The 24,895-nt window shown below is 39.3% G+C and carries 29 protein-coding genes; all 29 read right to left on the reverse strand.

The genetic code is table 11. The features are described from left to right. Window positions 1–23: 23 nt before the first annotated feature. Complete coding sequence (rseP, locus tag BG04_RS05570; RefSeq protein WP_034649233.1) at window positions 24–1,283, reverse strand: RIP metalloprotease RseP; 1,260 nt, start codon at window positions 1,281–1,283, stop codon at window positions 24–26. Window positions 1,284–1,361: 78 nt separating this feature from the next. After that, window positions 1,362–2,510 (reverse strand): 1-deoxy-D-xylulose-5-phosphate reductoisomerase, encoded by a 1,149-nt coding sequence (gene dxr, locus BG04_RS05575; protein ID WP_034649231.1) that lies wholly within the window; start codon window positions 2,508–2,510, stop codon window positions 1,362–1,364. 35 nt (window positions 2,511–2,545) lie between these two features. Continuing rightward, entirely contained in the window at window positions 2,546–3,337 is a 792-nt protein-coding gene (locus BG04_RS05580; protein WP_034649227.1) for a phosphatidate cytidylyltransferase, read from the reverse strand. An 18-nt stretch (window positions 3,338–3,355) separates the two neighbouring features. Beyond that, window positions 3,356–4,138: an undecaprenyl pyrophosphate synthase gene (locus tag BG04_RS05585; RefSeq protein ID WP_013084770.1), complete on the reverse strand. Its 783-nt coding sequence runs from the start codon at window positions 4,136–4,138 to the stop codon at window positions 3,356–3,358. Window positions 4,139–4,272: 134 nt separating this feature from the next. After that, entirely contained in the window at window positions 4,273–4,830 is a 558-nt protein-coding gene (gene frr / locus BG04_RS05590; protein WP_013058847.1) for a ribosome recycling factor, read from the reverse strand. A gap of 2 nt (window positions 4,831–4,832) precedes the next feature. Continuing rightward, window positions 4,833–5,555: a UMP kinase gene (gene pyrH / locus BG04_RS05595; protein WP_013058848.1), complete on the reverse strand. Its 723-nt coding sequence runs from the start codon at window positions 5,553–5,555 to the stop codon at window positions 4,833–4,835. A 76-nt stretch (window positions 5,556–5,631) separates the two neighbouring features. Beyond that, on the reverse strand, window positions 5,632–6,513 hold the full coding sequence (tsf, locus tag BG04_RS05600) for a translation elongation factor Ts (protein WP_013058849.1): 882 nt from the start codon (window positions 6,511–6,513) through the stop codon (window positions 5,632–5,634). A gap of 107 nt (window positions 6,514–6,620) precedes the next feature. Then, entirely contained in the window at window positions 6,621–7,340 is a 720-nt protein-coding gene (gene rpsB, locus BG04_RS05605) for a 30S ribosomal protein S2 (protein WP_013058850.1), read from the reverse strand. Window positions 7,341–7,498: 158 nt separating this feature from the next. Beyond that, window positions 7,499–8,026 carry a hypothetical protein gene (locus BG04_RS05610; RefSeq protein WP_013084771.1) on the reverse strand — a complete coding sequence of 176 codons (528 nt, stop codon included), beginning with the start codon at window positions 8,024–8,026 and terminating at the stop codon, window positions 7,499–7,501. A gap of 15 nt (window positions 8,027–8,041) precedes the next feature. Further along, window positions 8,042–8,803, reverse strand: a complete 762-nt coding sequence (locus BG04_RS05615) for a FliA/WhiG family RNA polymerase sigma factor (RefSeq protein WP_013084772.1) — start codon at window positions 8,801–8,803, stop codon at window positions 8,042–8,044. Window positions 8,804–8,852: 49 nt separating this feature from the next. Beyond that, the gene (locus BG04_RS05620) at window positions 8,853–9,347 is read right to left on the reverse strand and encodes a chemotaxis protein CheD (RefSeq protein WP_034649223.1); all 495 of its coding nucleotides are present in this window, start codon (window positions 9,345–9,347) and stop codon (window positions 8,853–8,855) included. Between the two features lie 50 nt (window positions 9,348–9,397). Then, window positions 9,398–9,826 carry a chemotaxis protein CheW gene (locus BG04_RS05625; protein ID WP_014458457.1) on the reverse strand — a complete coding sequence of 143 codons (429 nt, stop codon included), beginning with the start codon at window positions 9,824–9,826 and terminating at the stop codon, window positions 9,398–9,400. Window positions 9,827–9,856: 30 nt separating this feature from the next. Further along, a complete protein-coding gene (locus tag BG04_RS05630) occupies window positions 9,857–11,836 on the reverse strand; it encodes a chemotaxis protein CheA (protein ID WP_034649220.1) in 1,980 nt (659 codons plus the stop codon). 14 nt (window positions 11,837–11,850) lie between these two features. After that, window positions 11,851–12,894, reverse strand: a complete 1,044-nt coding sequence (locus BG04_RS05635; protein WP_034649218.1) for a protein-glutamate methylesterase/protein-glutamine glutaminase — start codon at window positions 12,892–12,894, stop codon at window positions 11,851–11,853. 9 nt (window positions 12,895–12,903) lie between these two features. Next, on the reverse strand, window positions 12,904–13,773 hold the full coding sequence (locus BG04_RS05640) for a MinD/ParA family protein (protein WP_034649216.1): 870 nt from the start codon (window positions 13,771–13,773) through the stop codon (window positions 12,904–12,906). Next, entirely contained in the window at window positions 13,766–14,863 is a 1,098-nt protein-coding gene (locus BG04_RS05645) for a flagellar biosynthesis protein FlhF (protein ID WP_034649214.1), read from the reverse strand. The genes BG04_RS05640 and BG04_RS05645 overlap by 8 nt, the downstream gene beginning before the upstream one ends. Beyond that, a complete protein-coding gene (gene flhA, locus BG04_RS05650; protein WP_034649213.1) occupies window positions 14,863–16,899 on the reverse strand; it encodes a flagellar biosynthesis protein FlhA in 2,037 nt (678 codons plus the stop codon). The genes BG04_RS05645 and flhA overlap by 1 nt, the downstream gene beginning before the upstream one ends. A 30-nt stretch (window positions 16,900–16,929) precedes the next feature. Then, window positions 16,930–18,012 carry a flagellar biosynthesis protein FlhB gene (gene flhB, locus BG04_RS05655; protein WP_034649211.1) on the reverse strand — a complete coding sequence of 361 codons (1,083 nt, stop codon included), beginning with the start codon at window positions 18,010–18,012 and terminating at the stop codon, window positions 16,930–16,932. A gap of 2 nt (window positions 18,013–18,014) precedes the next feature. Continuing rightward, window positions 18,015–18,791, reverse strand: a complete 777-nt coding sequence (gene fliR / locus BG04_RS05660) for a flagellar biosynthetic protein FliR (protein WP_016765389.1) — start codon at window positions 18,789–18,791, stop codon at window positions 18,015–18,017. A gap of 2 nt (window positions 18,792–18,793) precedes the next feature. After that, entirely contained in the window at window positions 18,794–19,063 is a 270-nt protein-coding gene (gene fliQ / locus BG04_RS05665; protein WP_016765390.1) for a flagellar biosynthesis protein FliQ, read from the reverse strand. A 10-nt stretch (window positions 19,064–19,073) separates the two neighbouring features. Next, window positions 19,074–19,742, reverse strand: coding sequence for a flagellar type III secretion system pore protein FliP (gene fliP / locus BG04_RS05670; RefSeq protein ID WP_013084783.1), 669 nt, complete (start codon window positions 19,740–19,742; stop codon window positions 19,074–19,076). Next, window positions 19,735–20,376: a flagellar biosynthetic protein FliO gene (locus BG04_RS05675; RefSeq protein WP_016765391.1), complete on the reverse strand. Its 642-nt coding sequence runs from the start codon at window positions 20,374–20,376 to the stop codon at window positions 19,735–19,737. Before BG04_RS05675 ends, fliP begins: the two co-directional genes overlap by 8 nt. A gap of 63 nt (window positions 20,377–20,439) precedes the next feature. Further along, window positions 20,440–20,802, reverse strand: coding sequence for a response regulator (locus tag BG04_RS05680; RefSeq protein WP_016765392.1), 363 nt, complete (start codon window positions 20,800–20,802; stop codon window positions 20,440–20,442). A gap of 21 nt (window positions 20,803–20,823) precedes the next feature. Then, window positions 20,824–21,954: a flagellar motor switch phosphatase FliY gene (fliY, locus tag BG04_RS05685; protein WP_248291812.1), complete on the reverse strand. Its 1,131-nt coding sequence runs from the start codon at window positions 21,952–21,954 to the stop codon at window positions 20,824–20,826. Beyond that, complete coding sequence (gene fliM / locus BG04_RS05690; RefSeq protein WP_034649206.1) at window positions 21,944–22,945, reverse strand: flagellar motor switch protein FliM; 1,002 nt, start codon at window positions 22,943–22,945, stop codon at window positions 21,944–21,946. The genes fliY and fliM overlap by 11 nt, the downstream gene beginning before the upstream one ends. Before the next feature lie 20 nt (window positions 22,946–22,965). Beyond that, window positions 22,966–23,397 carry a flagellar basal body-associated protein FliL gene (gene fliL, locus BG04_RS05695; protein ID WP_025750316.1) on the reverse strand — a complete coding sequence of 144 codons (432 nt, stop codon included), beginning with the start codon at window positions 23,395–23,397 and terminating at the stop codon, window positions 22,966–22,968. 3 nt (window positions 23,398–23,400) lie between these two features. Continuing rightward, window positions 23,401–23,610, reverse strand: a complete 210-nt coding sequence (locus tag BG04_RS05700; protein WP_013084788.1) for a flagellar FlbD family protein — start codon at window positions 23,608–23,610, stop codon at window positions 23,401–23,403. Between the two features lie 35 nt (window positions 23,611–23,645). Beyond that, window positions 23,646–24,437, reverse strand: coding sequence for a flagellar basal body rod protein FlgG (flgG, locus tag BG04_RS05705; RefSeq protein ID WP_013084789.1), 792 nt, complete (start codon window positions 24,435–24,437; stop codon window positions 23,646–23,648). Between the two features lie 25 nt (window positions 24,438–24,462). Further along, window positions 24,463–24,891, reverse strand: coding sequence for a flagellar hook assembly protein FlgD (gene flgD / locus BG04_RS05710; RefSeq protein ID WP_034649204.1), 429 nt, complete (start codon window positions 24,889–24,891; stop codon window positions 24,463–24,465). Window positions 24,892–24,895 lie beyond the last annotated feature (4 nt).

A 24,895-nucleotide genomic window follows, 5' to 3' on the forward strand; every position in this document is an offset into this window, starting at 1 on the left:
ATATCCCTCGCTGAGCGTATGTCTTATAAAAAGAACTTTTGAATATCGTTCCACGTTACAACGAGCATCAGCAGCATTAATAAAGCAAAACCGATAAAATGAACAACGCCTTCTTTTTGACGATCAATTGGCTTACCGCGAATTCCTTCTACAGCGAAGAACAACAGTCGTCCTCCATCTAAAGCAGGAAGTGGAAGCAAATTGACAATCCCTAAGTTAATACTTAAAACGGCTGCCCATTTCATTAGATAATAAATGCCTGACTGTGCTACTTGATCGGTTGCTGCGTAAATACCTACAGGACCAGAAAGCATATCCAGTTTGAACTGTCCTGTCACAAGCTTCCCTAGACCCGTTAAGATTTCTTTCATCCACGTATATGTCTCAGTAGCTCCGTGCGTGATCGAACCAATGAATGACTTTTCAACCGGTGCATATACGCCAATTAATCCAATTGTCTGTTCCCCAACTTTGCGACTTTCAGGTGTAATCGGAATATCTAGCGTTTTGCCGCCGCGCTGAACCGTGAATGTAATTTGCTGTTCAGGATGTTTTTGAATTACTTTTACGACATCATCCCACGTTGAAACACTTTGTCCATCAATTGCTTGAACTTTATCTCCTTGTTTGAGTCCCGCATCAACGGCTACTCCATCTGATGTTAATTTGCCCATCACGGGTTTGTCAACAACATATCCTTGAGAAATCCCAAGAACGATAAAAATAACAAAGGCTAATATAAAGTTCATTAGCGGACCAGCGAAAATGGCTAGCGCACGCTGACCAAGAGTTTTAGAAGCAAACTGACGGCTGTAAGGTGCAATTTGAATTTCTTCTCCGTCCATAACGAAGTAAGATTCTTCTGCTACCTCGAATTTTTGCAGACGTTCATCTTCACCTTCTTCATAACCTGAAATAAATAGATTATGCTCTAAGTCTGCTTGCTCTACCTCAATAACTTTTGCATTTGGATGCTGTTCCTTGTTATTAATAATGACTTTATTTACTTTGCCTTCCTTATCAAACATGAGGCCCACCATTTGACCAGGCTTTACTTCGATCATTTCTGGGTCTTCTCCAGCCATTCGAACAAATCCACCTAGAGGCAGCAAGCGAATGGTATAAACTGTTTCATCTCGTTTAAACGAAAAGATTTTGGGACCAAACCCAATGGCAAACTCACGACATAAGATGCCTGCACGCTTTGCAAAAACTAAATGACCAAGCTCATGAAAGAATACAAGAGCTCCAAAAATGACGACAAACGCAATGACTGTGTTCAATGGGTATTACCCCCTTCATGTAATAGAGTCAAATCTCCACCCCCCAGAAATAAGTGAGTGGCTTCTCTCGCACGCACATTATCGAGAGATGGCGGATCTAACAAACTCTCTTGCTTCTAAATCTACTTCTTTAATAGTAGATAAACAAGGTTTCTGTATTACAGTATGTTCATTCATTGCTTTTTCAATCACATCTTCAATTTGTAAAAATGTAATGTGACCATCTAAAAAGGCTTGAACAGCTTCTTCATTAGCTGCGTTTAAAACAGTCGGAAGTGTTCCACCCGCTTTGCCAGCCTCAAATGCAAAAGCTAAACAGCGAAAACGCTCTTCATCCATTTTATCGAAGTGAAGCTGACCAATATCCGCCAAACTTAAACGCTTGGTGTTAGGCAAAGACATGCGTTTTGGATACGTTAACGCGTATTGAATTGGCACGCGCATATCAGGCGTTCCAAGCTGAGCAATAACGCTTGTATCCGAATACTCTACCATAGAATGAATGATGCTTTCCTTATGTAACAATACATCAATTTTCTCATAGGGAAGATCAAAAAGCCAATGTGCTTCAATCACTTCTAACCCCTTATTCATCATCGTTGCCGAATCAATTGTAATTTTAGCTCCCATCGACCAGTTTGGATGATTTAATGCATCTTCAACCGTTACTCCCTGTAGTTCTGCTCTCGTTTTATCTCGAAAGCTTCCTCCAGAAGCCGTTAAAATTAAACGGTCTATTGCTTTTTGATCTTGCCCTTGCAAACTTTGAAAAATAGCTGAGTGCTCACTGTCTACCGGTAAAATATCAGCGCCATATTCCTTGGCTGCTTCCATGACAAGGTGACCAGCGGTAACAAGTGTCTCCTTATTTGCAATAGCAATCGTTTTTCTCATTTTGATTGCTTCTAGCGTAGGAGTCAACCCTACACTTCCAAGAACAGCATTTACTAAAACTTCTGTGGATGGATGAGTCGCCACTTCCACAAGCCCTTCTTCTCCATAAACAAATCGAATAGAAGGGAATTCTGCTTGCAGTGACAGACAATCTTCTTTCTTCATCACAGAAACAAGGGCTGGCTTACACTGCTGAATAATCTTTCTTGCTTCATTAATATTTCGACCTACAGAGATTGCTGAGAGCTCAAAATGCTCCGGATGCGCTCGAACAATATCAACGGTTTGAGTACCGATTGAACCTGTAGCTCCTAACAAGGAAATTTTCTTCAAGTATATTCACTCCTATTAAAACAAAGACATCTTTTTTATAGAGATAATAAAAAAGCTAAAATTGGCATGATGAACATTAAACTGTCAAAACGGTCTAAAATCCCACCATGACCTGGTAAAATCTTTCCTGAATCTTTTACGCCATAGTGACGTTTGAACGCTGATTGTACAAGATCACCCATCTGTCCAAATAACGATACGATAATACCAATTACAAGTAGTTCGATCATAGTTTGATCAATATTTGCTAACAGCTTAAATACAATGGCTACTATAATAGCGCATACGATGCCACCGACAAAACCTTCAATTGTTTTATTGGGACTGATTTCCGGCCATAGCTTTCGTTTTCCCATTGCTCGTCCAATAAAATAAGCTCCAGAATCCGTCGCCCAAATAATAAGAAAAGCAAAGAACAAATAAGCTAAGCCGAACTCTTGACGAACCTCGATAAAATAATGAAAGCCAAAGCCAACATATACTGTCGTTAATAAAATAAACCCAACGTCATCGAAGGTAAATTTATTTTTAACTACAACCGTGTACATTAATAAAAGAAGGACAGCAGCAAGCGCTACTTCTATCTTATGTTCACTTAAGAATTGAAATGCAACATCTCTTCCATTTGGTAGTAAAAACACCCAGGTTAGCAATAAACTAATGATACTTGGAAAAGACATTGCTTTCAAATGTTTCATTTTTAAAAGCTCAATTACACCAACTGTTCCGATTACATACATGATAAGGGTAAAAGGTAACCCTCCAATTAAAACAATCGGCACAAATACCGCAAGTGCTACAATCGCGGTGATAATGCGCTGTTTCATCTTGTTTTCCACACCTTCTTATACACCACCAAAGCGGCGACCGCGCTTTTGAAACGCCTCGACTGCTTCGATTAAATGATTTTCTTTAAAATCTGGCCATAATACTTCTGTAAACCAAAACTCTGTGTAAGCTAGCTGCCAAAGCATAAAATTACTTAAGCGAAGCTCACCGCTTGTACGAATAAGCAAATCCGGATCTGGAAGGCTTTTGCTCATTAAATAGGAAGAAAATAAATTTTCTGAAATAGAAGAGGAAGCTACTTTTCCCTGTTCTACATCTTCTACCAATGACTGAATAGCGCCCATGATTTCGTGACGGCTACCGTAATTGAGCGCGAAGTTTAAAATCAGCCCTGTGTTATGCTTTGTTTTTTCAATTGCATTATCCACGGCTCGAATCGTATGGGCAGGGAGCTCACTTTTATCCCCCATAATACGAACTTGCACATTTTTTTCAATTAGCTCAGGCAGAAAGGTTGTTAAAAATTCCTCTGGCAGTTTCATTAAAAACTCGACTTCAATTTTGGGGCGCTTCCAATTTTCAGTGGAAAATGCATATAAAGTTAATACTTTAACACCTAATTCATTGGCCGATCTGGTCACATGACGTACTACCTTCATTCCTTCATGATGGCCCATCATGCGAGGAAGAGCTCGTTTTTGCGCCCAACGACCGTTCCCATCCATAATAATTGCAATATGTTCAGGAACAGGGTGCTGTTTCACTTGATCTTTTCGTTCTGACAAAGACAGTGTATTTAAATCTTGACTTTTCTTCCATGCTTGAAATTTTCTTAACATGCAAAGGTCCCCCGTTGTACGCTCTCACATAAACGTGTGGCTTATGTGAGTTTTTTCTTACTACACATTATTAACAAAAAAACCCCCTGTAAACAATAGAGGGTCTTTTACAATATATTTTACCTTGAAATGACTTAAACTGCCATAATTTCTTCTTCTTTATCTTTCGCCACTTTATCCACTTTTACAATATGATCATCTGTTAGCTTTTGAATGTCATCACTGTAGCCGCGTAAATCGTCTTCAGTAATTTCACCTTTTTTCTCTAACTTTTTGAAATCATCGTTTGCATCACGGCGTACGTTACGAACCGCAACTTTTGCTTCTTCAGCATATTTTTTCACCATTTTCACTAACTCACGACGACGCTCTTCCGTTAAAGCAGGAATCGATAAACGGATAATAGTTCCATCGCTTGTAGGTGTTAACCCTAAGTCAGATTTTAAAATAGCTTTTTCAACCTCACCAATTTGTGATTTGTCATAAGGCTGAATAACAAGCATACGAGCTTCAGGCACGCTTACTTGCGCCAATTGGTTAATTGGTGTTGGTGCACCGTAGTATTCTACCGTTACGCGGTCAAGAAGTGACGCGCTTGCACGTCCAGCACGAATTGATGCTAGTTCGCGGCTAAATGATTGAATTGCTTTTTCCATTCTTTCTTTTGCGTTTTGCAACACTTGTTTTGGCATGTTTATTTCCCCTTTACAATTGTTCCAATGTTTTCGCCTGTAACGGCACGTTTAATATTGCCTTCTTCCGTAATTGAAAAAACAATTAGCGGAATATCATTGTCCATACATAATGAAGAAGCTGTAGAATCCATCACAGCTAGTCCATCTTTTAAAACATCAATATACGTTAATGTTTCGTATTTTACAGCATCAGGTACAAGCTTAGGATCCGCATTATAAACGCCATCTACGTTGTTTTTAGCCATTAAGATCACGTCAGCTTCAATTTCAGCTGCACGCAAAGCTGCTGTTGTATCTGTAGAGAAATAAGGGTTTCCTGTACCCGCGGCGAAGATAACAACGCGTTTTTTCTCGAGATGACGAACAGCTTTTCTTCTAATATAAGGCTCTGCTACTTGTCTCATCTCGATAGAAGTCTGAACTCGTGTTTGCACACCAATGTTCTCTAAGCTATCTTGAAGAGCCAAAGAGTTCATTACTGTTGCTAGCATTCCCATATAATCAGCAGCGGCACGATCCATACCCATTTCACTGCCAATTTTACCACGCCAAATGTTTCCACCACCAACGACTACAGCAATTTCCACACCTAATTCATAAACGGCTTTTACTTGTTCAGCAACAGATTTGATGATGGATGGGTTAATACCAAAACCCTCTTCACCAGCTAATGCTTCTCCACTTAACTTTAATACGATACGATTATATTTTGCTTGACTCATGCTTACCTCCATCGTTAACGGTGAGATCTCTTTTGTAAAAAAGGGAACACACAGTGTTCCCTATACGGTCAAACCCTTACTTTTTAACTTGGTTCATTACTTCTTCAGCGAAGTTGTCTTGACGTTTCTCAATACCTTCTCCTACTTCAAAACGAACGAAGCTTTCAACAGTAGCGCCTTTGCTCTCAACGAACTGACGTACTTTTTGATCAGGATTTTTAACAAATGTTTGATCTAGTAAGCAAATATCTTCGAAAAATTTGCCAAGGCGACCTTCAACCATTTTTGCAACGATTTTTTCTGGTTTGCCTTCGTTTAATGCTTGTTGAGTTAATACTTCGCGCTCACGCTCAGTTTCTTCAGCAGAAACTTGGTCACGAGAGATGTATTTAGGGTTGATTGCAGCAATGTGCATAGCAACGTCTTTTGCAACAGCTTCTTCAGTTGTACCAGATAATACTGTTAACACACCGATACGTCCGCCAGCATGTAGATAAGCACCGAATGCATCAGCATCAGTTTTTGTTGCTACAGCAAAACGACGTAGAGATAATTTTTCTCCGATTGTAGCGATTGCAGAGTTGATGTGTTCTTCAACAGTTGCACCGTTTTCCATTTTTTGAGTAGCAGCTTCAGCAGCGTCAGCTGGTTTGTTAGCTAAGATGTGAGCAGCTAATTCTTTTGTTAATTTTTGGAAACCTTCGTTTTTCGCAACGAAATCAGTTTCAGAGTTAACTTCTAAGATAACAGCTTCGTTACCTTGAGTTTCGATGTAAGTTAGACCTTCAGCAGCAATACGGTCTGATTTTTTAGCAGCTTTTGCAATACCTTTTTCACGTAAGAAATCGATTGCTTGCTCCATATCACCGTTAGTTTCAGTTAACGCTTTTTTACAATCCATCATACCAGCGCCAGTTTTTTCACGTAATTCTTTTACCATTTGAGCAGTAATTGCCATAATGTGTAGCCTCCTTGTTTGGGTATGTAATTAATGTATATAAATGGGTTAAATCTTTTCAAAAAAAGGTGATAAAAGGCTATTCCCTCTTATCACCTTTCACGGAATTAAGCAGTAGTTGTTTCAGTTTCAACTGCTGTTTCTTCACCTTGTTTAGCTTCTAGAATAGCATCAGCAACTTTAGAAGTTAAAAGTTTAACAGCACGAATTGCATCATCGTTTGCAGGGATTACATAATCAATTTCGTCTGGATCACAGTTAGTGTCTACGATACCAACGATTGGAATGTGTAATTTTTTAGCTTCCGCTACTGCAATACGCTCTTTACGAGGGTCAATGATGAATAATGCATCTGGAAGTTGTTTCATATCTTTAATGCCGCCTAAGAATTTTTCAAGACGCTCTAACTCTTTTTTAAGTTGAACTACTTCTTTCTTAGGTAGTACTTCGAAAGTACCGTCTTCTTGCATTTTTTCGATATCTTTTAAACGTTTGATACGTTTTTGGATAGTTGAGAAGTTAGTTAATGTACCACCTAACCAACGTTGGTTAACAAAGTACATACCAGCGCGAGCTGCTTCTTCTTTAACAGAATCTTGAGCTTGTTTTTTCGTACCTACGAATAAAACAGTACCGCCGTCTGCAGCTAATTCTTTAACGAATTTGTACGCTTCTTCTACTTTCTTAACTGTTTTTTGAAGATCGATAATGTAGATGCCGTTACGCTCAGTGAAGATGTATTTCTTCATCTTTGGGTTCCAACGGCGAGTTTGGTGACCGAAATGTACACCAGCTTCTAGTAATTGTTTCATTGAAATTACTGACATGTGTTTTTCCTCCTAATGGTTTTAAGTCTCCTCCGCTCATTTCATCTTCAGCCGAAACTACAAAAAGTAGCACCATCAACCGAATCAACAAGCGTGTGTAATAACACCAAAAACAAATATAGCACACTCCTTTTTCACAAGCAAGCGTTTCATTAAGTTTATTGATGAAATTTCAATAATAATTCAATTTCAGTTTTCCCTCTGTGTAAATGTTTTGCAATTTCTTCAATTGTTAAACCTTTTCTCTTTAAATAAACAGAAAATTCTTTTATCTCTTCACCTGACAAATCTTGAATTTGGTCTGTAGTTAATTCATCAAAAGGTGTGCATATATGCTTCTGATTTTCTTCTATAGAAAGAAGTTCATGCAGCGACTGGGACGGCTCACTTTTTAGATCCACCCTTTGAACAGGCACGTCTTCTTCATCTACCAAAGGTGATTTTACGCTACTTTTTTCCACTTCCGAAGAAAGCGAAGTCGAACGCTCTCGAAGCTGCCTTAAAAACTGTTCGTTTTGTTCTTGAAATTCAGCGAGATATGAACCCATCGCAGCTTCCATTTTATTTATATTTTGCTGGTGCAAGCGTTCAATCCTTTTCACTTTGGTCACTTGCATATATAAAAGAATAATGCAAAACAGTGATAGACCATGAATTAAAAAACTAACTGTGAGTAAAAACCCCATCCTTTTACCTCTTTGCTAAATTATTTTACTTAAACTCGTACGCATTTTAAACAGCGCTTTCGAATGAATTTGAGAAATACGTGAAGTAGATAGCCCTAACAGCTGTGCGATTTCTGTAAAAGTCAACTCTTCTTTATAGAATAATGAAACAACGAGCTGCTCTTTTTCATTTAGCTGCTCGATAACTTCAGCAAGCTCTTGATATCGTTCGTCGTTAATTAGCTCCTCTTCAGGAGAGAGCGTTTTTTCATCTTTAATCGTATATTTTTGTTCTCCATCTTCATACTCTTTCGGCTGTTCTTCCATTGACAACACGTTAGCTAAAAAGCCTTCATTCATCGTATGAACGACATCTGCTTCTGTCATGCCTACTTCTTTTGCAACCTCACTTGGTGCAACTCTGCGCAAGTATCTTTGTTCAAGTGCTTCTGTTGCTTGCTCAATCCTTTTCGTCTTTTCCCTTGCGCTTCTTGATAACCAGTCTTCTTTACGAAGCCCGTCTATTATCGCCCCTCGAATTCGAAAAGACGCATATGTATCAAACTTTAAGTCTCTACCGTAATCAAACTTTTCCAAAGCATCGTAAAGACCGATTAACCCTAAACTACGAAGCTCTTCTTTATGAATATTTTTCGGCAGCCCCACGCTAATCCGCTGAACGTGATAGTTAACGAGCGGCATATACTTTTTAACAAGCATGTTTCCCGCATGTGAGTCTCTCGTCTCTCTCCATTCCTGCCAAATTTTATGTTCTTCAACTTCTTGTATACTTTTCAAGGGTCTTTCAACTCCTTTTTATAGCGCTATTAAACGATCAGAGCGCGCTTTATATCGTTTTTATCCCTTCGTTAATCGTACGAACCTTTAAAATAGCCGTTTGAGGATCAAATTCAATTGTGCGTCCGTTGTGTCCTCCTGTAGCTTTTGCTGCAATTTCTACACTGTTTCTATGCAGCTCTCTCTCTACTGCTTGAACATTTCGAAGGCCAATTCGCATGACATCATTTCTTGGTTCAAATTGAAACATCTGCGCGCCTCCTGCTATTTTTGCTTTTAACAATTTTCTATGTGCGCCTTGTTTAATCAACATATTTACCAAATCAAAAATGGCTGTATCTGCATATTTAGCTCTATTAAAAGGACATTTAGCTCCGCTTGAATCCGGAAGCATCACATGAGCGAGCCCAGCTACTGAGTGAACAGAGTCATAAACGACAACTCCTACACATGATCCTAATCCCGCTGTTCGAAGCACTGCGGGTGCATGTGTAACATTCATCTCGGCAATTCCTACCTTAATCACTTGTTTATCATCTCTCACGATTCTTCAACTCCTAGAACCTTCAGCGTGATATCCATTATTCGTTTGACTCACTGGAGGTGGTCTTCTAAAGAGAGCACTTTAGGTAAATTTAGAAGAACAATTAAACGGCTATCTACTTTAACGACTCCGTTTAAGTATTCAACAGCTGTTCCTTCAACTGTTTCAGGCACTGAAGCAATCGTTTTTTCATCAATATCCACTACATCATTTGCCGCATCGACAATCAAACCTGCTTCTACATCATTAAGACGAACCATAATAATACGTGTCAGCTCATGGTTAAGCTGTTCTTGCAAGTTAAAACGAGTGCGCAAATCAATAATCGGTGTAATAACACCGCGAAGGTTAATAACACCTTTTACATATTCTTTTACTCCAGGAACGCGTGTTATGTGCTGAATCTTTTCAATCGACTGCACTTCTTCTACTGAGATTCCGTACTCCTCGTCTCCCAATTGAAACACAATAATTTTCATGCCTTTCTCCCTTTCTTTTCACAGCATTTGTTATTTAATCAAAGCGTTGCAATCAATGATAAGTGCTACTTGTCCATCCCCTAAAATCGTGGCTCCTGAAATAGCAAACACACCCGGCAGATAATGACCTAAAGATTTTAAAACAATTTCCTGCTGACCGATAAAAGAATCAACAATTAGCCCAGCGGTCTTTTCTCCTTTTTTCACGATGACTACTGAATAATGATCATCTTGTACCGAGTTAGGCACAGTGAATAGTTCTTTTAAATCAAGAAGAGGAATAATGGCTCCTCGAAAGTCAATAACCTTTTGACCGTGTACATGCATGACCTCTTTGGGCTGAACAATAGCTGTTTCAATAATCGAAGAAAGCGGCAAGGCATAGCGCTCTTCACTCATTTGCACGAGTAAAGCAGAAATGATAGAAAGAGTGAGCGGCAGTTGAATAGAAAAACGCGAACCGTATCCTTCGTTAGAATCGATCGTTACAGAACCCCCTAGCGATTCAATCGTGTTTTTCACGACATCTAAACCTACTCCTCGTCCGGAAACATCTGAAATCTGCTCAGCCGTCGAAAAGCCCGAAGCAAAAATGAGCTCGTACACTTGTTTATCCGTCAGCGTTTCAGCTGTTTTCCCATCAATAATTCCTCGATCCAACGCTTTTTGCAGTACCTTTTCACGATTGATGCCCGCCCCGTCATCTTCTAAATCAATAAAGACATGATTTCCGCTATGATAAGCTTTAAGGCGAATCGTTCCCTTTTCATTCTTTCCGTTCTCTAAGCGTGCTTGAGGCATTTCAATTCCGTGGTCAACGGCATTTCTTAATAAGTGAACAAGCGGATCTCCAATTTCATCAATGACGGTTCGGTCCAGCTCTGTATCAGCTCCGACAATTTGAAGTTCAATTTGTTTCCCTAAATCTTTTGAAAGCTGTCTCACCATACGGGGAAAACGATTAAAAACGGTTTCTACAGGCACCATACGCATGTTTAAAATAATTGTTTGCAAGTCTCCCGAAATACGAGACATCCGCTCTACCGTTTCGTCTAATTCGCTATTATTCAATTCTTTTGATATTTGTTCTAACCTGCCTCTATCAATAACCAGTTCTTCAAACAAATTCATAAGACTGTCCAAACGGTCAATATTAACTCGAATCGTCTTGTTATTTGAGGGCTGTCTTTTCTCTTCAACAGGCGATTTGGAAGGTTCTGACATAGTAACTTCCTGTATGGCTGTTGCTACTTCTGATGAAACAAGCCCCTCCATTTCTGTCTCCTTTTTTACGGGGACCGCAGCAATTTTCACACTTTCTACCTCAGAGACTTCCATAATGCTCGCCTGCAGCTTTTCTTGTGATTCGTTTGTTACTAGTAAAACGATAAAAGATAATTCAAATTTTTCCTGTTCGATATCTTGAACAGTTGGCGCTGACTTAATGACGTCTCCTGCTTGCTCTAACACATCAAATACCATATAAGCGCGTGCAGCTTTTAATAAGCAGGTGCGTTCAAGCTGTACGGTTATTTCAAACGCGTTAAATCCTTGGTCTGCTGTTTGGCTGAGCAGCGTTTGTACTAATTCATCGTACTCAATGGAAGAAGCTGCATGCTGTGCTACAGGTTCCTCTGCTACAATACGCTGCAGCTTTTGAACAAGCAATTTGACATCAAGCTGACCATCGCCGCCTTCAGAAATAGATTGAACCATTATTTCTAGCGCATCGACTGATTCAAACAAAGCATCAAGAACTTCCGTATGAACGTCGAGTTGGTGATTTCGAACAGCATCTAACACGTTTTCCATTTTGTGAGTTAATTGTGCTAAATCATCAAATCCCATTGTTGCAGACATACCTTTTAACGTATGAGCAGACCGAAAAATTTCGTTTACATAGCCAAGATCATCGGTATTTTTTTCAAAACGCATTAGCTGGTCATTAACGTTTTGAAGATGTTCCCTGCTTTCTTCAATAAACACTTCTAGATATTGATTCATATCCATCGTAACTTTCCCTCCTATTTCTGTGCGTAGCGAGAAATAAAGCTTCCAACGTTTCGCAGCGGTTCAATATAATCAACAAGTTTTGTAGAAACGGCTGATTTGGGCATCCCATAAATGACAGCCGTTTCTTCCGATTCAGCCAATATAAGCGCATCTTTATTTTTCTTTAAATCAATAACCCCTTCTGTTCCATCGGCACCCATTCCTGTCAACACAATAGCAAGTTTTTGATAACCTGAAATTTTACTAATCGACTGAAACAAACGATCCACTGAGGGGCGATGTCCCTTTACAGATGAAGAAGTATCTAAACAAATGCTGAGCTGTCCTTTTTTCTCTACAACCGTCATATGAAAACCTCCAGGCGCAATATAAGCACATCCTGAGCGAACGATTTCATTGTCTTTTGCTTCTTTTACTTCAATATCAGCTAGCTGATTTAGTCTAAGCGCTAATGATTTTGTGAAATTTGGAGGCATATGCTGCACAATAAAAATAGGTGCGCTTATGTCTTTTGAAACAGTTGATAATACTTCTTGCAGCGCACGCGGTCCTCCAGTAGAAGTGCCAATACAAATCATTTTGTTCACTTTCGTCCCCATCGGGAGGTTATATACACTGCTGTTTCGTACGTGCTGATGACTGCTTGAAGATATGTTGGCTTTACTAGCAAGCAATAGTTTAGAGATAAGCTCATCTTTCACTTTATGTAAGTCCAGCGAAATAGCTCCCGAAGGTTTAGCAACAAAATCAACTGCGCCGTACTGCATAGCGGTCAGCGTATTTTCAGCACCTTCTATTGTTGTACTCGATAACATGACAACAGGAAGGGGCTTCACACGCATGAGCTGTTTTAACATATCTAAGCCATTCATTTTGGGCATTTCAATATCAAGTGTCACAATGTCTGGCGACAGCTCGAGCGCTTTTTTTAACCCTTCTTCACCGTTACGTGCGGTACCCACAACGTGAAAACGACTGTCACATGCTAAAAAATCGCCGATTAGCTTTCGCATAAATGCAGAATCATCTACAATAAGCACCTTTATTTCATTCACTCTAATTTCCTACCTTTCAAGAAAAAATCGTTTGAGGCGCCGAATAAACATTCCCTCGTTTTTAGCCGTTATCCTATTGTCTTGAGGAATAAGAATACTCACCATTTCTATTAGTGATATACTCGCTTTAGATGCTGGATTTTGAAGCAAAAAAGGCATTTGGCGATTGACCGCTTTCTGGACAGCTTGATCGTTTGGTACAATACCTAATAGAGAAATAGATATGTTCAAAAACTGCTGAACAGCTCGGCTAAATCGTTCATACGTCTCATTTCCTTCTTTGTCAGAAAGCGTTTTGTTAATAATAAGACGAACCGGTGCTGATACAGAATAGGAAGCTGCTAGCTTAATAGCAGCGTAGGCATCTGTTATAGATGTAGGTTCTGATGTTGTAACCACGATCATTTCATCTACAGCTTTTAAAAACTTAAGTACACTCTCTGACATGCCCGCTCCCATATCAAAAATCATATAATCATATTGATTTATTAACGAATTCAATTCTTGTATTAAATGAGCAAGATCTGATGGAGACCATTCAAATACAGAGGAAATTCCTGTTCCACCAGCCACATAAGCTAAATTTTGAGGACCTTTTTTAATAATTTGCTGGATGGAAAGCTTTTTTTCTAGCAAATCGACCATCGTATATGAAGTAGTTTGCCCAATCAAAATATCAATATTTCCCATCCCTATATCCATATCAAAAAGAAGAACTCTTTGCTTTTGCTTCGTTAGCGCAAGAGATAAGTTTAATGATAGATTCGACTTTCCAACTCCTCCTTTTCCGCTTAACACGGCTAGTGTTTTACAATTCCTTAAAGAGTTTTGATGCTTCTTTAACACTTTTTCTCTTAAAACTGCTGCTTGATCATTCATCTTTCCAATCTCCAAATACATCGTCAATAAACTCTTTTATTTTAAATGCCGAAACATCTTCTGGTACATCCTGCCCGTTTGTTGTAAAAGCAACTCGCTGGCCGTAATGATATAACATATTTAAAAGCGAGCCTTTACGGGTGGTTTCATCTTGCTTCGTAAAAATCAAGTGATCAACAGGCAGACTAGCAAAACGTTCATATACAGCTTTCATATCTGATACTTTTGACGTTAGGGCTAAAACAAGAAACGTTTGCAAATCTTCTTGAAACGTAATAATTTTCTTTAAATCATTTACATATTGCTGTTCTAAAAAGTTCCGACCTGCTGTGTCAATAAAAATCACATCGTATGCTTCCGCTTCTAGCAAAGCTTTTTTAAAATCTGCTCCGTTATAACAAATCGTTAAAGGCGCATTCAAGATCGAAGCGTACGTCTTGAGCTGCTCAATCGCTGAAATTCTATACGTGTCAGTTGTAATAAATGCTATTTTTTGATTGTGTTCCAGGACACATTTTGCGGCCAATTTAGCAAGAGTTGTTGTTTTACCGACACCTGTTGGTCCTACTACACTTACATATTTTTTGAAAGGACCGCTCCATTCACTTGCTTTAAACTGATTGCCAAACCAGCTCTTCGTCCACTCCATAAGTTGATTTGAGTTAGGGCGATGTAAGTAGTAGTACTCTAGCATAGGAGCCTCTATACTTTTTAAAATAGCTTCGTCTATTTCTTGCAAACGCAAATAGGCAAACACATCCTCCACTGCTTTTGGATATGAACCTGAAGAAACCTTTGGCACTTGATTCATTTGTGAGACAAGAGTATTTAACTCACTGAGCTGCTGCTTCATAAAAGATTGATTATCTTCCATACTGGGTTCTGGCGACGATGAATTCTTCTTTACGCTCAGCTTTTCTACGGAATCGACAGCTGCCAATACTTCTATTTTTGCCTTAGTAAATAGACCAAGAAACCCTCCTGTTCGAATTTGTTTTGAATGTAAAATAACCGCTTCCTCACCTAAATCTGAACGAATGGCTTTCATAGCTTGCGGCATGGATGCTACTACGTATTTTTTTACTTTCATCAGATATCCACCACTCCAACACTTTGAACTTCAACATTTGCTTCTAGCTCGTTATATGATAAAACCGCCATATGGGGAAAATACCGCTCAGTGATTTGACGCACGTACATCCTCACCGCAGGAGAACATAACACAATTGGAGACTGTTCTTGAAAAGAAAGTGTTTCTGTTTGCTTGGCTATACTTTCCAGGATAGCTTGTGAAACGTTAGGGTCTAGTGACAAATAATTCCCATGCTCCGTTTGTTGAACAGCTTCCGCCATCATTTTTTCAACTTTTCCTGAAAGGGTAAGAACTCGAAGCAGACCTTCTTGGACCGTATATTGACTGGTAATTTGTCTTGCGAGTCCTTGCCGGACATATTCAGTTAACAAATCGGTGTCTGACGTCATTTTGCCGTAGTCCGCCAGCACCTCAAAAATAATGGGTAAATTTCGAATTGAGACGCTTTCTTTTAAAAGCTTTGCCAGTACCCTTTGAATGTCTCCAACAGAAAGCGGATTAGGCGTTACTTCCTCAATTAAAATAGGATACGTTTCTTTTGTGTGATCGATTAGTTGCTTTGTCTCCTGCCTTCCAATCAGCTCATGCGCATACGATTTTATAACTTCTGTTATGTGCGTAGACACAACCGACGGCGGGTCAACAACGGTATACCCGAACATCTCAGCCTGCTCCTTCGCGGACTCACTAATCCATTTTGCAGGCATTTTAAAAGCTGGCTCTAACGTATCAATTCCTTCAATCAAATCATCATCCACTCCCGGACTGATTGCTAAATAGTGATCGAGCAGCAGCTCCCCTTTTGCCACTTCATTGCCCTTTATTTTAAGACAGTATTCATTGGGCTGAAGCTGAATGTTGTCTCTGATGCGAACAACCGGAATGACCAATCCTAGCTCAAGTGCCAGCTGTCGCCTAATCATCACAATTCGATCAAGCAGATCGCCTCCTTGATTCGTATCAGCAAGCGGAATTAATGCATACCCAAATTCAAATTCAATTGGATCAACGCTTAATAGATTGACAACACTCTCCGGACTTTTCATTTCATTGTCTTCAAGCTCTTCTTCAGTAGGCGCCATTTCTTCACGAACCGCCTGATGCTTAGCCCGAGACAAATAATAGCCTCCCACTCCTAACAAAATAGCAATAGGCATTGTAATAACATCATTAATTGGCGTAATTAAACCAAGAGCCGCAATCGTTCCTCCAGTGACATAAAGCATAACGGGAAAAGCAAACAGCTGCTGTGTAATATCTTCGCTCAAATTACCTGTTGAAGCAGCTCTAGTGACGATAATACCTGTCGCTGTTGAAATCATAAGGGCTGGAATTTGACTCACTAACCCATCGCCTACTGTTAACAAAGTAAAGGTTTGGGATGCTTCAGTGATGGACATTCCCATTTGCAGCATGCCGATAATAATCCCAAATAAGATATTAATCAGGGTGATGACAATCCCTGCAATGGCGTCACCTTTGACGAATTTACTGGCTCCATCCATTGCTCCATAAAAATCTGCTTCGCGCTGAATTTTTTCACGGCGGTCAATTGCTTGCTTTTCTGAAATCATACCTGCATTTAAATCTGCATCAATACTCATTTGTTTACCCGGCATCGCATCTAAGGTAAAGCGGGCGGCTACTTCAGAAACACGCTCCGCTCCTTTTGTAATAACGAGAAACTGAATGATAATTAAAATAATGAAGACAACAAAGCCCACCAAAGGATTGCCTCCAATAACGAAGTGGCCGAATGTTTCCACCACTCCGCCTGCTTCTCCTGTTCCTAAGATTGAACGTGTTGTCGATACATTCAAACCTAATCGAAACAGCGTAAGAACCAGCAGCAAAGACGGAAATACCGATAGCTCTAAAGGTTCTTTCATATTCATGGAAACGAGCAGTACAAGCAGTGCAAGAGAAATGTTAATCATGATTAAAATACTTAATAACCATGAAGGCAACGGAATAACAAGCATAACGATAATAAGTACAACACCTATAACAACTGGCAGTTCTCTTGCAGACATTAATTTTTCTCTCCTTACAATAGCGTAACGTTACATTTTATTTTGAATGCGGTATACGTAAGCTAATATTTCAGCCACCGCTTTAAAAAATTCTTCGGGTACTGCATCTCCTACTTTAGTTTGGTCAAAAAGTGCTCTTGCCAGCGGGCGGTTCTCTACCATGATGATTTCATGGCTTTTGGCGATTCCTTTAATCTTTTGAGCAATAAAATCTACGCCACTGGCTACAACATAGGGAGCATCCATTTTTTCTTCATCATATTTTAAAGCAATGGCATAATGAGTGGGGTTTGTAATGATGACATCTGCTTTTGGAACTTCTTGCATCATGCGAGACATTGCCATTTCCCGCTGCTTTTGCTTTATTTTTGATTTGATTAGAGGATCGCCTTCAATGTTTTTATGCTCATCTTTGATATCTTGCTTTGACATTCGAATATTTTTCTCGAAATCAAAATTTTGGTAAAAATAATCAAGCAGCGATAAAAATAAAAGCATAAGCGAGGCTGCAAGTCCCATTTGAAAAACAAGCTTAGACAGAACAACCAGCGAGTCCCCTATACTTTTTTGAGATAAATTTAATACATCTTCTATGTGAATCCATAAGATAAAAAACGTGACGGCTCCGATACACATAATTTTCAGCGTTGACTTGATTAGTTCTACCAGCGCTCTCATGGCAAAAATCCGTTTGGCTCCGCTAATAGGGTTAATCTTTTCTAACTTAGGCTGAAGAGCCTCCGTGGAAAAAAGAATACCAACCTGCATATAATTCGCTCCGAGCGCAGCAATAAAAGCTGCGAGCATAACAGGACCTGCTGCAAGGGCTATTGCAGGAAGAAGGTGCTTAAACATCGCAAATACGCGCTCTGCCGTCACTTCCTCAAGCATATACGTTTGAAAAGCTTCTCTTAACAACTTCATCATTTGCTGTAAAAACTGTTTGGCTCCAAACAAAAAATAAAGAAAAACCATTAAAAGGATGAGCGCAGTTGTAACGTCTTGACTTTTAGCTACCTGTCCTTTTTTTCTAGAGTCTTGCTTTTTTTTAGGTGTAGCTTTTTCCGTTTTTTCTCCCGCGAAAAATTGCAAATCAACTTTTACTAAAAACAAAGCTACACCCCTCCTAATATGCGGATCGTCGCGCGCATCGCTTCTATCATTTGTTCAAATATGATTTGCATCATATAAAACATGCTCCCCATCACGACAATCAGCAAAATAAAGGCAACAATAATTTTTACCGGAAACCCCACTACGAAAATATTTAACTGCGGGACGGTTCTTGCGACAATTCCAAGCGCGATATCGACTAAAAATAATGAACCTACCAAAGGCAAAGACATTTGAACAGCTACTAAAAACATCGATGAAAAAACAGTTATGATGTGTGTAGCAAATGCTTGGCTTCCCACAGGGAAAGCTACTTTGTCTAACGGAATAATTAAATAACTATTATAGATGCCGTCTATTAATAAATGATGTCCATTGGTCGATAATAAAAATAGGAGAGCAAATACATATAAATATTGACCTAGTATCGGACTTTGCGCCCCTGTCTGCGGATCTATTACGTTGGCAATCGCAAACCCAACTTGAAAATCGATGAGACCTCCGGCAATTTGAATAGCCATAATAAATACATACGCAGTCAAACCAATAAACAACCCAACAGCACATTCCTTTACTACTAAAAGTACAAACTGTGCATCTAATGAAACGACGGGTAAATCAATTGTTGTCGCAATAATGACGGATAGTGAGGCAGACAAACCTACTTTATGAACTGCGGGAATCGTTTTGTATGAAAATAGCGGAACCGTAATAAAAAAAGACGTTACGCGCACTAGCACTAGTAAAAACGCGGGATAGGATAAGATCAACTGACTCATAGCTATCCTACGTACCGATACAGATTTGAAAAAATTTCATATGTAAATGAAATCATTTTTGATAACATCCACGGACCAAAAAATACAATCCCTACTAAGACCGCTACAATCTTAGGAACAAAAGCAAGTGTTTGCTCTTGAATTTGGGTAGTTGCTTGAAAAATACTAATAATGAGCCCAACTACAAGGGCCAGCAGCAATAAAGGGCCAGATACAATTAAGATCGTATATACGCCTTTTTCTGCTAACGAAATGACAAATTCTCCATTCATTGTCTATCACCTATTGAAAACTTATTAATAATGATTTAACAACTAAATTCCAGCCGTCAACCAGTACAAATAGTAAAATTTTAAACGGGAGCGAAATCATAACGGGAGGAAGCATCATCATTCCCATAGACATCAGCACGCTTGCTATAATCATATCGATAATAAGAAAAGGAATAAAAATCATAAATCCAATTTGAAAGGCTGTCTTTAGCTCACTGATTGCATAAGCCGGAACGAGCGCGGTTAAGGGAATATCTTGAACAGAGGATGGTTTATCTATATCCGCATATTCTAAAAAAAGAGCTAAATCTTTTTGTCTTGTATGGGCACTCATAAATTCTTTCATCGGTTCAGCTGCTTTTTCATAGGCTTGATTCAGCGTGATTTTTTCTTTTAAAAGCGGCTGAAGCGCCTGTTCATTTACCTGAGAAAAAGTTGGCGCCATAATAAAAAACGTTAAAAACAGCGATAAACCAACTAATATTTGATTAGGAGGCATTTGCTGTGTCCCGAGCGATGTACGTACAAATGACAGCACAATGACAATTCGTGTAAAGCAGGTCATCATAATTAAAATTCCAGGAGCTACCGAAAACACCGTCAGCAGCAACAAAAGCTGGACAGACGTTGAAATATTTGTAGGACTGCTCGAGTTAAAGAGATTCATCACTTCATTCATCGTTCTTTTTGTTCCTTTCTAACTCTTTCAGTACGTTTTGCCTTTTTATTTTCATTTCATTCATTTCTCGCTGAAAAAGCTGCTGAAAAGAATGACTAGATTTCTCTTCTTTTTTAGAAGTCAATTTTTCTAAAAAAGACGGTAGTACGACTTTATATTCGCTCTCGTTTTTCTGTTGTTCCTCATACTGCGTGAGCAGCTGCTGTTTCTCTTGCCCTGTAATTTCTGAAAGAAGCTGCACATTTTCACCGACTCCGATAATAAAAAGCTGATTTCCAACTTTAACTACTTGTACAGATTTGCTGCTTCCAACATTTGTACCACCCAAGTTTTGTACTACTTTATTTTTTTGCAGCAGCCTTCCTTTTTTATTTACAAATTTTAAGAGCGCAAAAAGCAGCCCAATTACAAGTAAAAACGCGAATATCATCTTCACGATATCTCCAGCTGAAAGCGTAGGCGTCCCCTGGAGTTCAGTTTTTTCTTTTGAATCAGTACTCTCACTCTCTGAACACTTCTCCGTTTTTTCCAAACATTCTTTTACGGATGCAGATCTACTTTCTGCATAGACGATTTGATTTGATCCTGCTAATACGCTTATTAACAGCGCAGCAATTACGAACTTTCGCAGCAATGTCTGCCACCTCTTACTTCAATATAGTGTAAGATTAGCGGGAAAGCCCCGCCAATCTGTTGTTTATCCAATTGCTTTTGAAATTGCCTCTAATACACGATCTGCTTGAAAAGGCTTAACGATAAAATCTTTTGCCCCTGCTTGAATAGCATCAATCACCATTGCCTGCTGGCCCATGGCTGAACACATAATCACCTTAGCATCACCTTTTATGGTTTTAATTTCTTTTAAGGCCGTAATTCCATCCATTTCAGGCATTGTAATATCCATTGTGACAAGATCTGGTGCATGCTCTTTAAATAACTCCACAGCCTGCTGGCCATCTGCCGCTTCCGCTACTACTTCATATCCATTTTTCGTTAAAATATCTTTGATCATCATGCGCATGAATGCAGCATCATCTACAATTAAAATTCGGTTTCCCATCTCTACTCCTCCTAAAAATCATTACTTTAGTTTGTTAATACGGTCTCTTTGACTAATAATATCGGTTACGCGAACGCCAAAATTCTCGTCAATGACGACCACTTCGCCTTTTGCTATTAATTTGCTATTAATTAAGATATCTACTGGTTCGCCTGCTAGTTTATCAAGTTCAATGATTGCACCAGAAGATAATGCTAAAATCTCTTGAACCGTTCGCTTAGTTCTTCCAAGCTCCACGGTAACTTGAAGCGGGATATCAAGCAGCATGTCTAAATTTCGTGAATCCCCTTGAGGAGAAGACATGTGCTCGAACTCTGAAAACGATGCGGGCTGAACATCAACTGGTACATGAACAGATTCTGCCTGCTGTGTTTCTTCATGCTGTATGTCTTCAGCTGCCGGCGGTTCTGTTTGCTTTCCGTTAAGATCTGATTCTTTTTCAATAGAAGCTGCCGTATCTTCTGAATTTGGAATTAAGAGCTCTTCGACCAAACTTTTTGCGAACGGTATAGATAAAAGCTGCATAATATTCGAATCGATTAATGTGCCTACCTTCAAATTAAAAGAGACCTTTACAAAGACGTCATCTTGGGGAATCAGCTCTGTACCTTCCCCTTTTTGAATATTTAAAATATCTAAACTCGGCGGAGAGATATCAATTTTCTTTTGAAATACCGTGGACATAGACGTCGCTGCAGAACCCATCATTTGATTCATCGCTTCCTGCACTGCACTCAGCTTAATTTCATCCATGATTTCCGTCGGATTCTCACCCGTTCCACCAAGCATCAAATCTGAAATAACAGCTGCATCTTCATGTTTAATAACTAACAAATTCGTACCAGAAAAGCCTTCTGTATACTGAACTTGCACAGCGACATGAGGATTTGGAAATTCATTCGTCAGCTCTTCTTTATATACGAGCGATACAAACGGTGTGGTAATATCGACTTTTTGATTCAATAAAGCCGATAGCGCTGTTGCTGAACTGCCAAACGAAATATTTCCAATTTCGCCAAGCGCGTCTTTTTCCATTTCCGTAAAGTAATCGTCTACTTGACTTGACTTATTCGGCTCTGAAAACTCGTCAAGTGAAGAAGTTCCTTTTAACAACGCATCAATTTCATCTTGCGAAAGCATGTCATCGTTCATTCCTTTCGTTCCTCCTCTTAACATCATCTAGAATTTGCACAGCAACTTTCCGCCTGACTTTTCCAGGCTGTGCAATAAATTTAGGTTGTTCTCCGACGTAAATAGTTAACGGATTATGAACGCTTGTTTGCAGTCGAATAACATCTCCTGCATCTAATGCTAGGAAATCTTCAATTGAAATATCCGCTTTTCCTAGCTCGGCTACAACCTGCAATTCCGCACCATTGATTTGTTCCTTTAGCTGCTCAACCTCTTGTACATTAGGTTCTTTTTTCGAAGATTGCATCCAGTAATGAACGGACAGTTTGGACACGATAGGCTCAAGCGTCACGTGCGGAATACATAGATTGATCATGCCCGTTTCATCTCCAATTTGTACGTTTAATGAAATGACGATGACAATTTCATTTGGTGAAATTACCTGCAAAAACTGAGGGTTCACTTCAAACTCTGATGTTTCAGGTTCAATTTCCGCAATAGAACTCCAAGCTTCTCTCATACTATCTAACGTTTTCTCTAACAAGTTTCGAACCAAGCTCGTTTCAATTTCCGTTAAGTTACTAATTTTCCCACCGCTCTCGCCTTGTCCCCCGAGCAAGCGGTCAAGCATCGCATAGGCAATGTTCGGATTGACTTCCATAATGATATGCCCTTCTAAAGGAGGGACGGCTATCACATTTAAGATGGTTACTTTCGGAACAGAGCGAATGAACTCCTCATACGGAATTTGATCTACTGATACAACGGACACTTGTACAACGTTACGAAGCTGCGCCGAAAAGACATTGATGAGCATGCGCGCATAATTTTCATGAATTCGCGTCAAACTGCGAATCTGATCTTTTGAAAAACGCAGGGCGCGTTTAAAATCATATGTACGAATACGCTGTTTTTTATTTTCTTTTTTTAGCTCATCCGCATCCATCTCTCCGGTTGATAACGCGGATAATAGGGCATCAATTTCATTTTGTGATAATACATCCCCAGCCACTAGCTTCCCTCCCTTTTTCTTTACTGCAACACTTTAGACGTTGTATAAATTTTAACAACATGTCCGTTTTCCATTAATTGATCAATTTGCTTTGCAATATCTGTTTCTAACGTGCTGAGCCCTTGCGTTCCTTCAAAATCTTGAGCACTCATATCTGAGAGCCTTTTGATAATAATGTCTCTTACTTGAAAATCTCTTTTTTGAAGCTCTGCCGCTGCTTTTTTACTATCCATTTGAATTTTAAAAGAGATGCTGATGTAGTTATTGCTTTTTAGATTTGTTTTAATATCCGTTACATCTACAGAAGCTTTAATCACATCGTCGATAGATGGACCTTTTTCAGTACTTGCCTGCTCTGTATACTTTAGCGTCACGATAACAGCAATGCTTCCTATTAAAGTAAGAGAAAGCATGATAATAATCATCTTACTAATTAGCTTATTTTTAAACACACTTTATTCCTCCGTCGTTTGCTGCAGCCCTAATACGTTAATTCGCTGATAATAGCCCGTCACTTTCTCATTCACTTCTTCAACTGAATCCTTTACCACTAGCTTTTTGTTATTCGTTAGCGTAATGGTCGTATCAGGAAATGCTTCAACCTGCTCGATGTAGAGTGCGTTTAACGTAAATGTTTTGCCGTTTAGCCTTGTTAAAGTGATCATAATTAACCGGAGTAATACCTACTCCTTCCTCCCGCCTATCGTTTTAGATTCACTAGCTCTTGCAGTATTTCATCGGATGTTGTAATAATTCTTGTGTTCGCTTGAAATCCGCGCTGTGCAACAATCATATCCGTGAATTCTTCCGATAAATCAACGTTGGACATTTCAAGGGCGCTTGAGACGAAGCTTCCTGTGCCGTTGGCTCCTGGAGCTCCTACTAAAGGACCTCCTGAGTTTACGCTTTGAGCAAATAAATTCCCCCCTGCTTTTTGCAGTCCTTCATTATTTGCAAATTTAGCAAGTTCGACAGTTTGATTACTGGAGATGTTCCCGTTAGCATCTATGATGTTAACCTTTCCATCTGCTCCTATACTGTAGCTCTTACTTGTTGAAGGAATATTTATATTCCCTCCTCCAGTTTTTTGCACGTACAGTCCATCACCCGTTACCAAATTACCGCTGCTATCTAAATAAAAATTCCCCGCTCTTGTATAATAATTTGTGACTCCATCTCTTACTACAAAATAACCGTCTCCAGAAATAGCTAAATCAAGCGGACGCCCCGTTGACTGAATGCTTCCTGCCGTTTGAACTGTATCAATTGTGCCAATTTGCGAACCTAATCCGACTTGTTTAGCATTAACACCTCCACGGTTAGCTCCCGGTGCTGTTGCTCCTGCTACCTGCTGACTTACTAAATCTTGAAACGTTGTACGTCCTTTTTTATAGCCGTATGTATTAACGTTGGCAATGTTATTTCCTAGGACATCTAATTTAGTTTGAAAATTTTTCATGCCGCTGATTCCTGAATACATCGAACGTAACATAAAATCACTCCTTAAATTTGGTTAGTTAACTGCTTACTTCTAAGATATCGTTTAGCGAAAGTACCGTATGATTTTCATCGTTGATCGTAAACGATATCTCATTGTTTTTGACGGATGCTGTTAAAATAACTCCTTGCTTTTTATTTCCTTCTTCATCTAACCATGCAGCGGTTTTACCAATTAATTCGCTTCCTTTTAAAATAGGAGAAGCCTGAGACTGCGTTAAAAACGTATTGAGCGATGTGCTCATATTTGTCATTTGTTCAAGGGATGAAAACTGAGCCATTTGAGCAATAAAGTCTTTGTCTTGCATTGGATTCATTGGATCTTGATTTTGAAGCTGCGCAATCAAAAGCTTCAAAAAGTCATCTTTGCCAAGCGAGCTGTTTCCCGTTTGCTTCACTGGTGTGTCCCTATTGCTTAAATACAAGTCAGACGTAATTTCATTTGTCATTGTT

The sequence above is a fragment of the Priestia megaterium NBRC 15308 = ATCC 14581 genome (assembly GCF_000832985.1).
Taxonomy (GTDB): domain Bacteria; phylum Bacillota; class Bacilli; order Bacillales; family Bacillaceae_H; genus Priestia; species Priestia megaterium.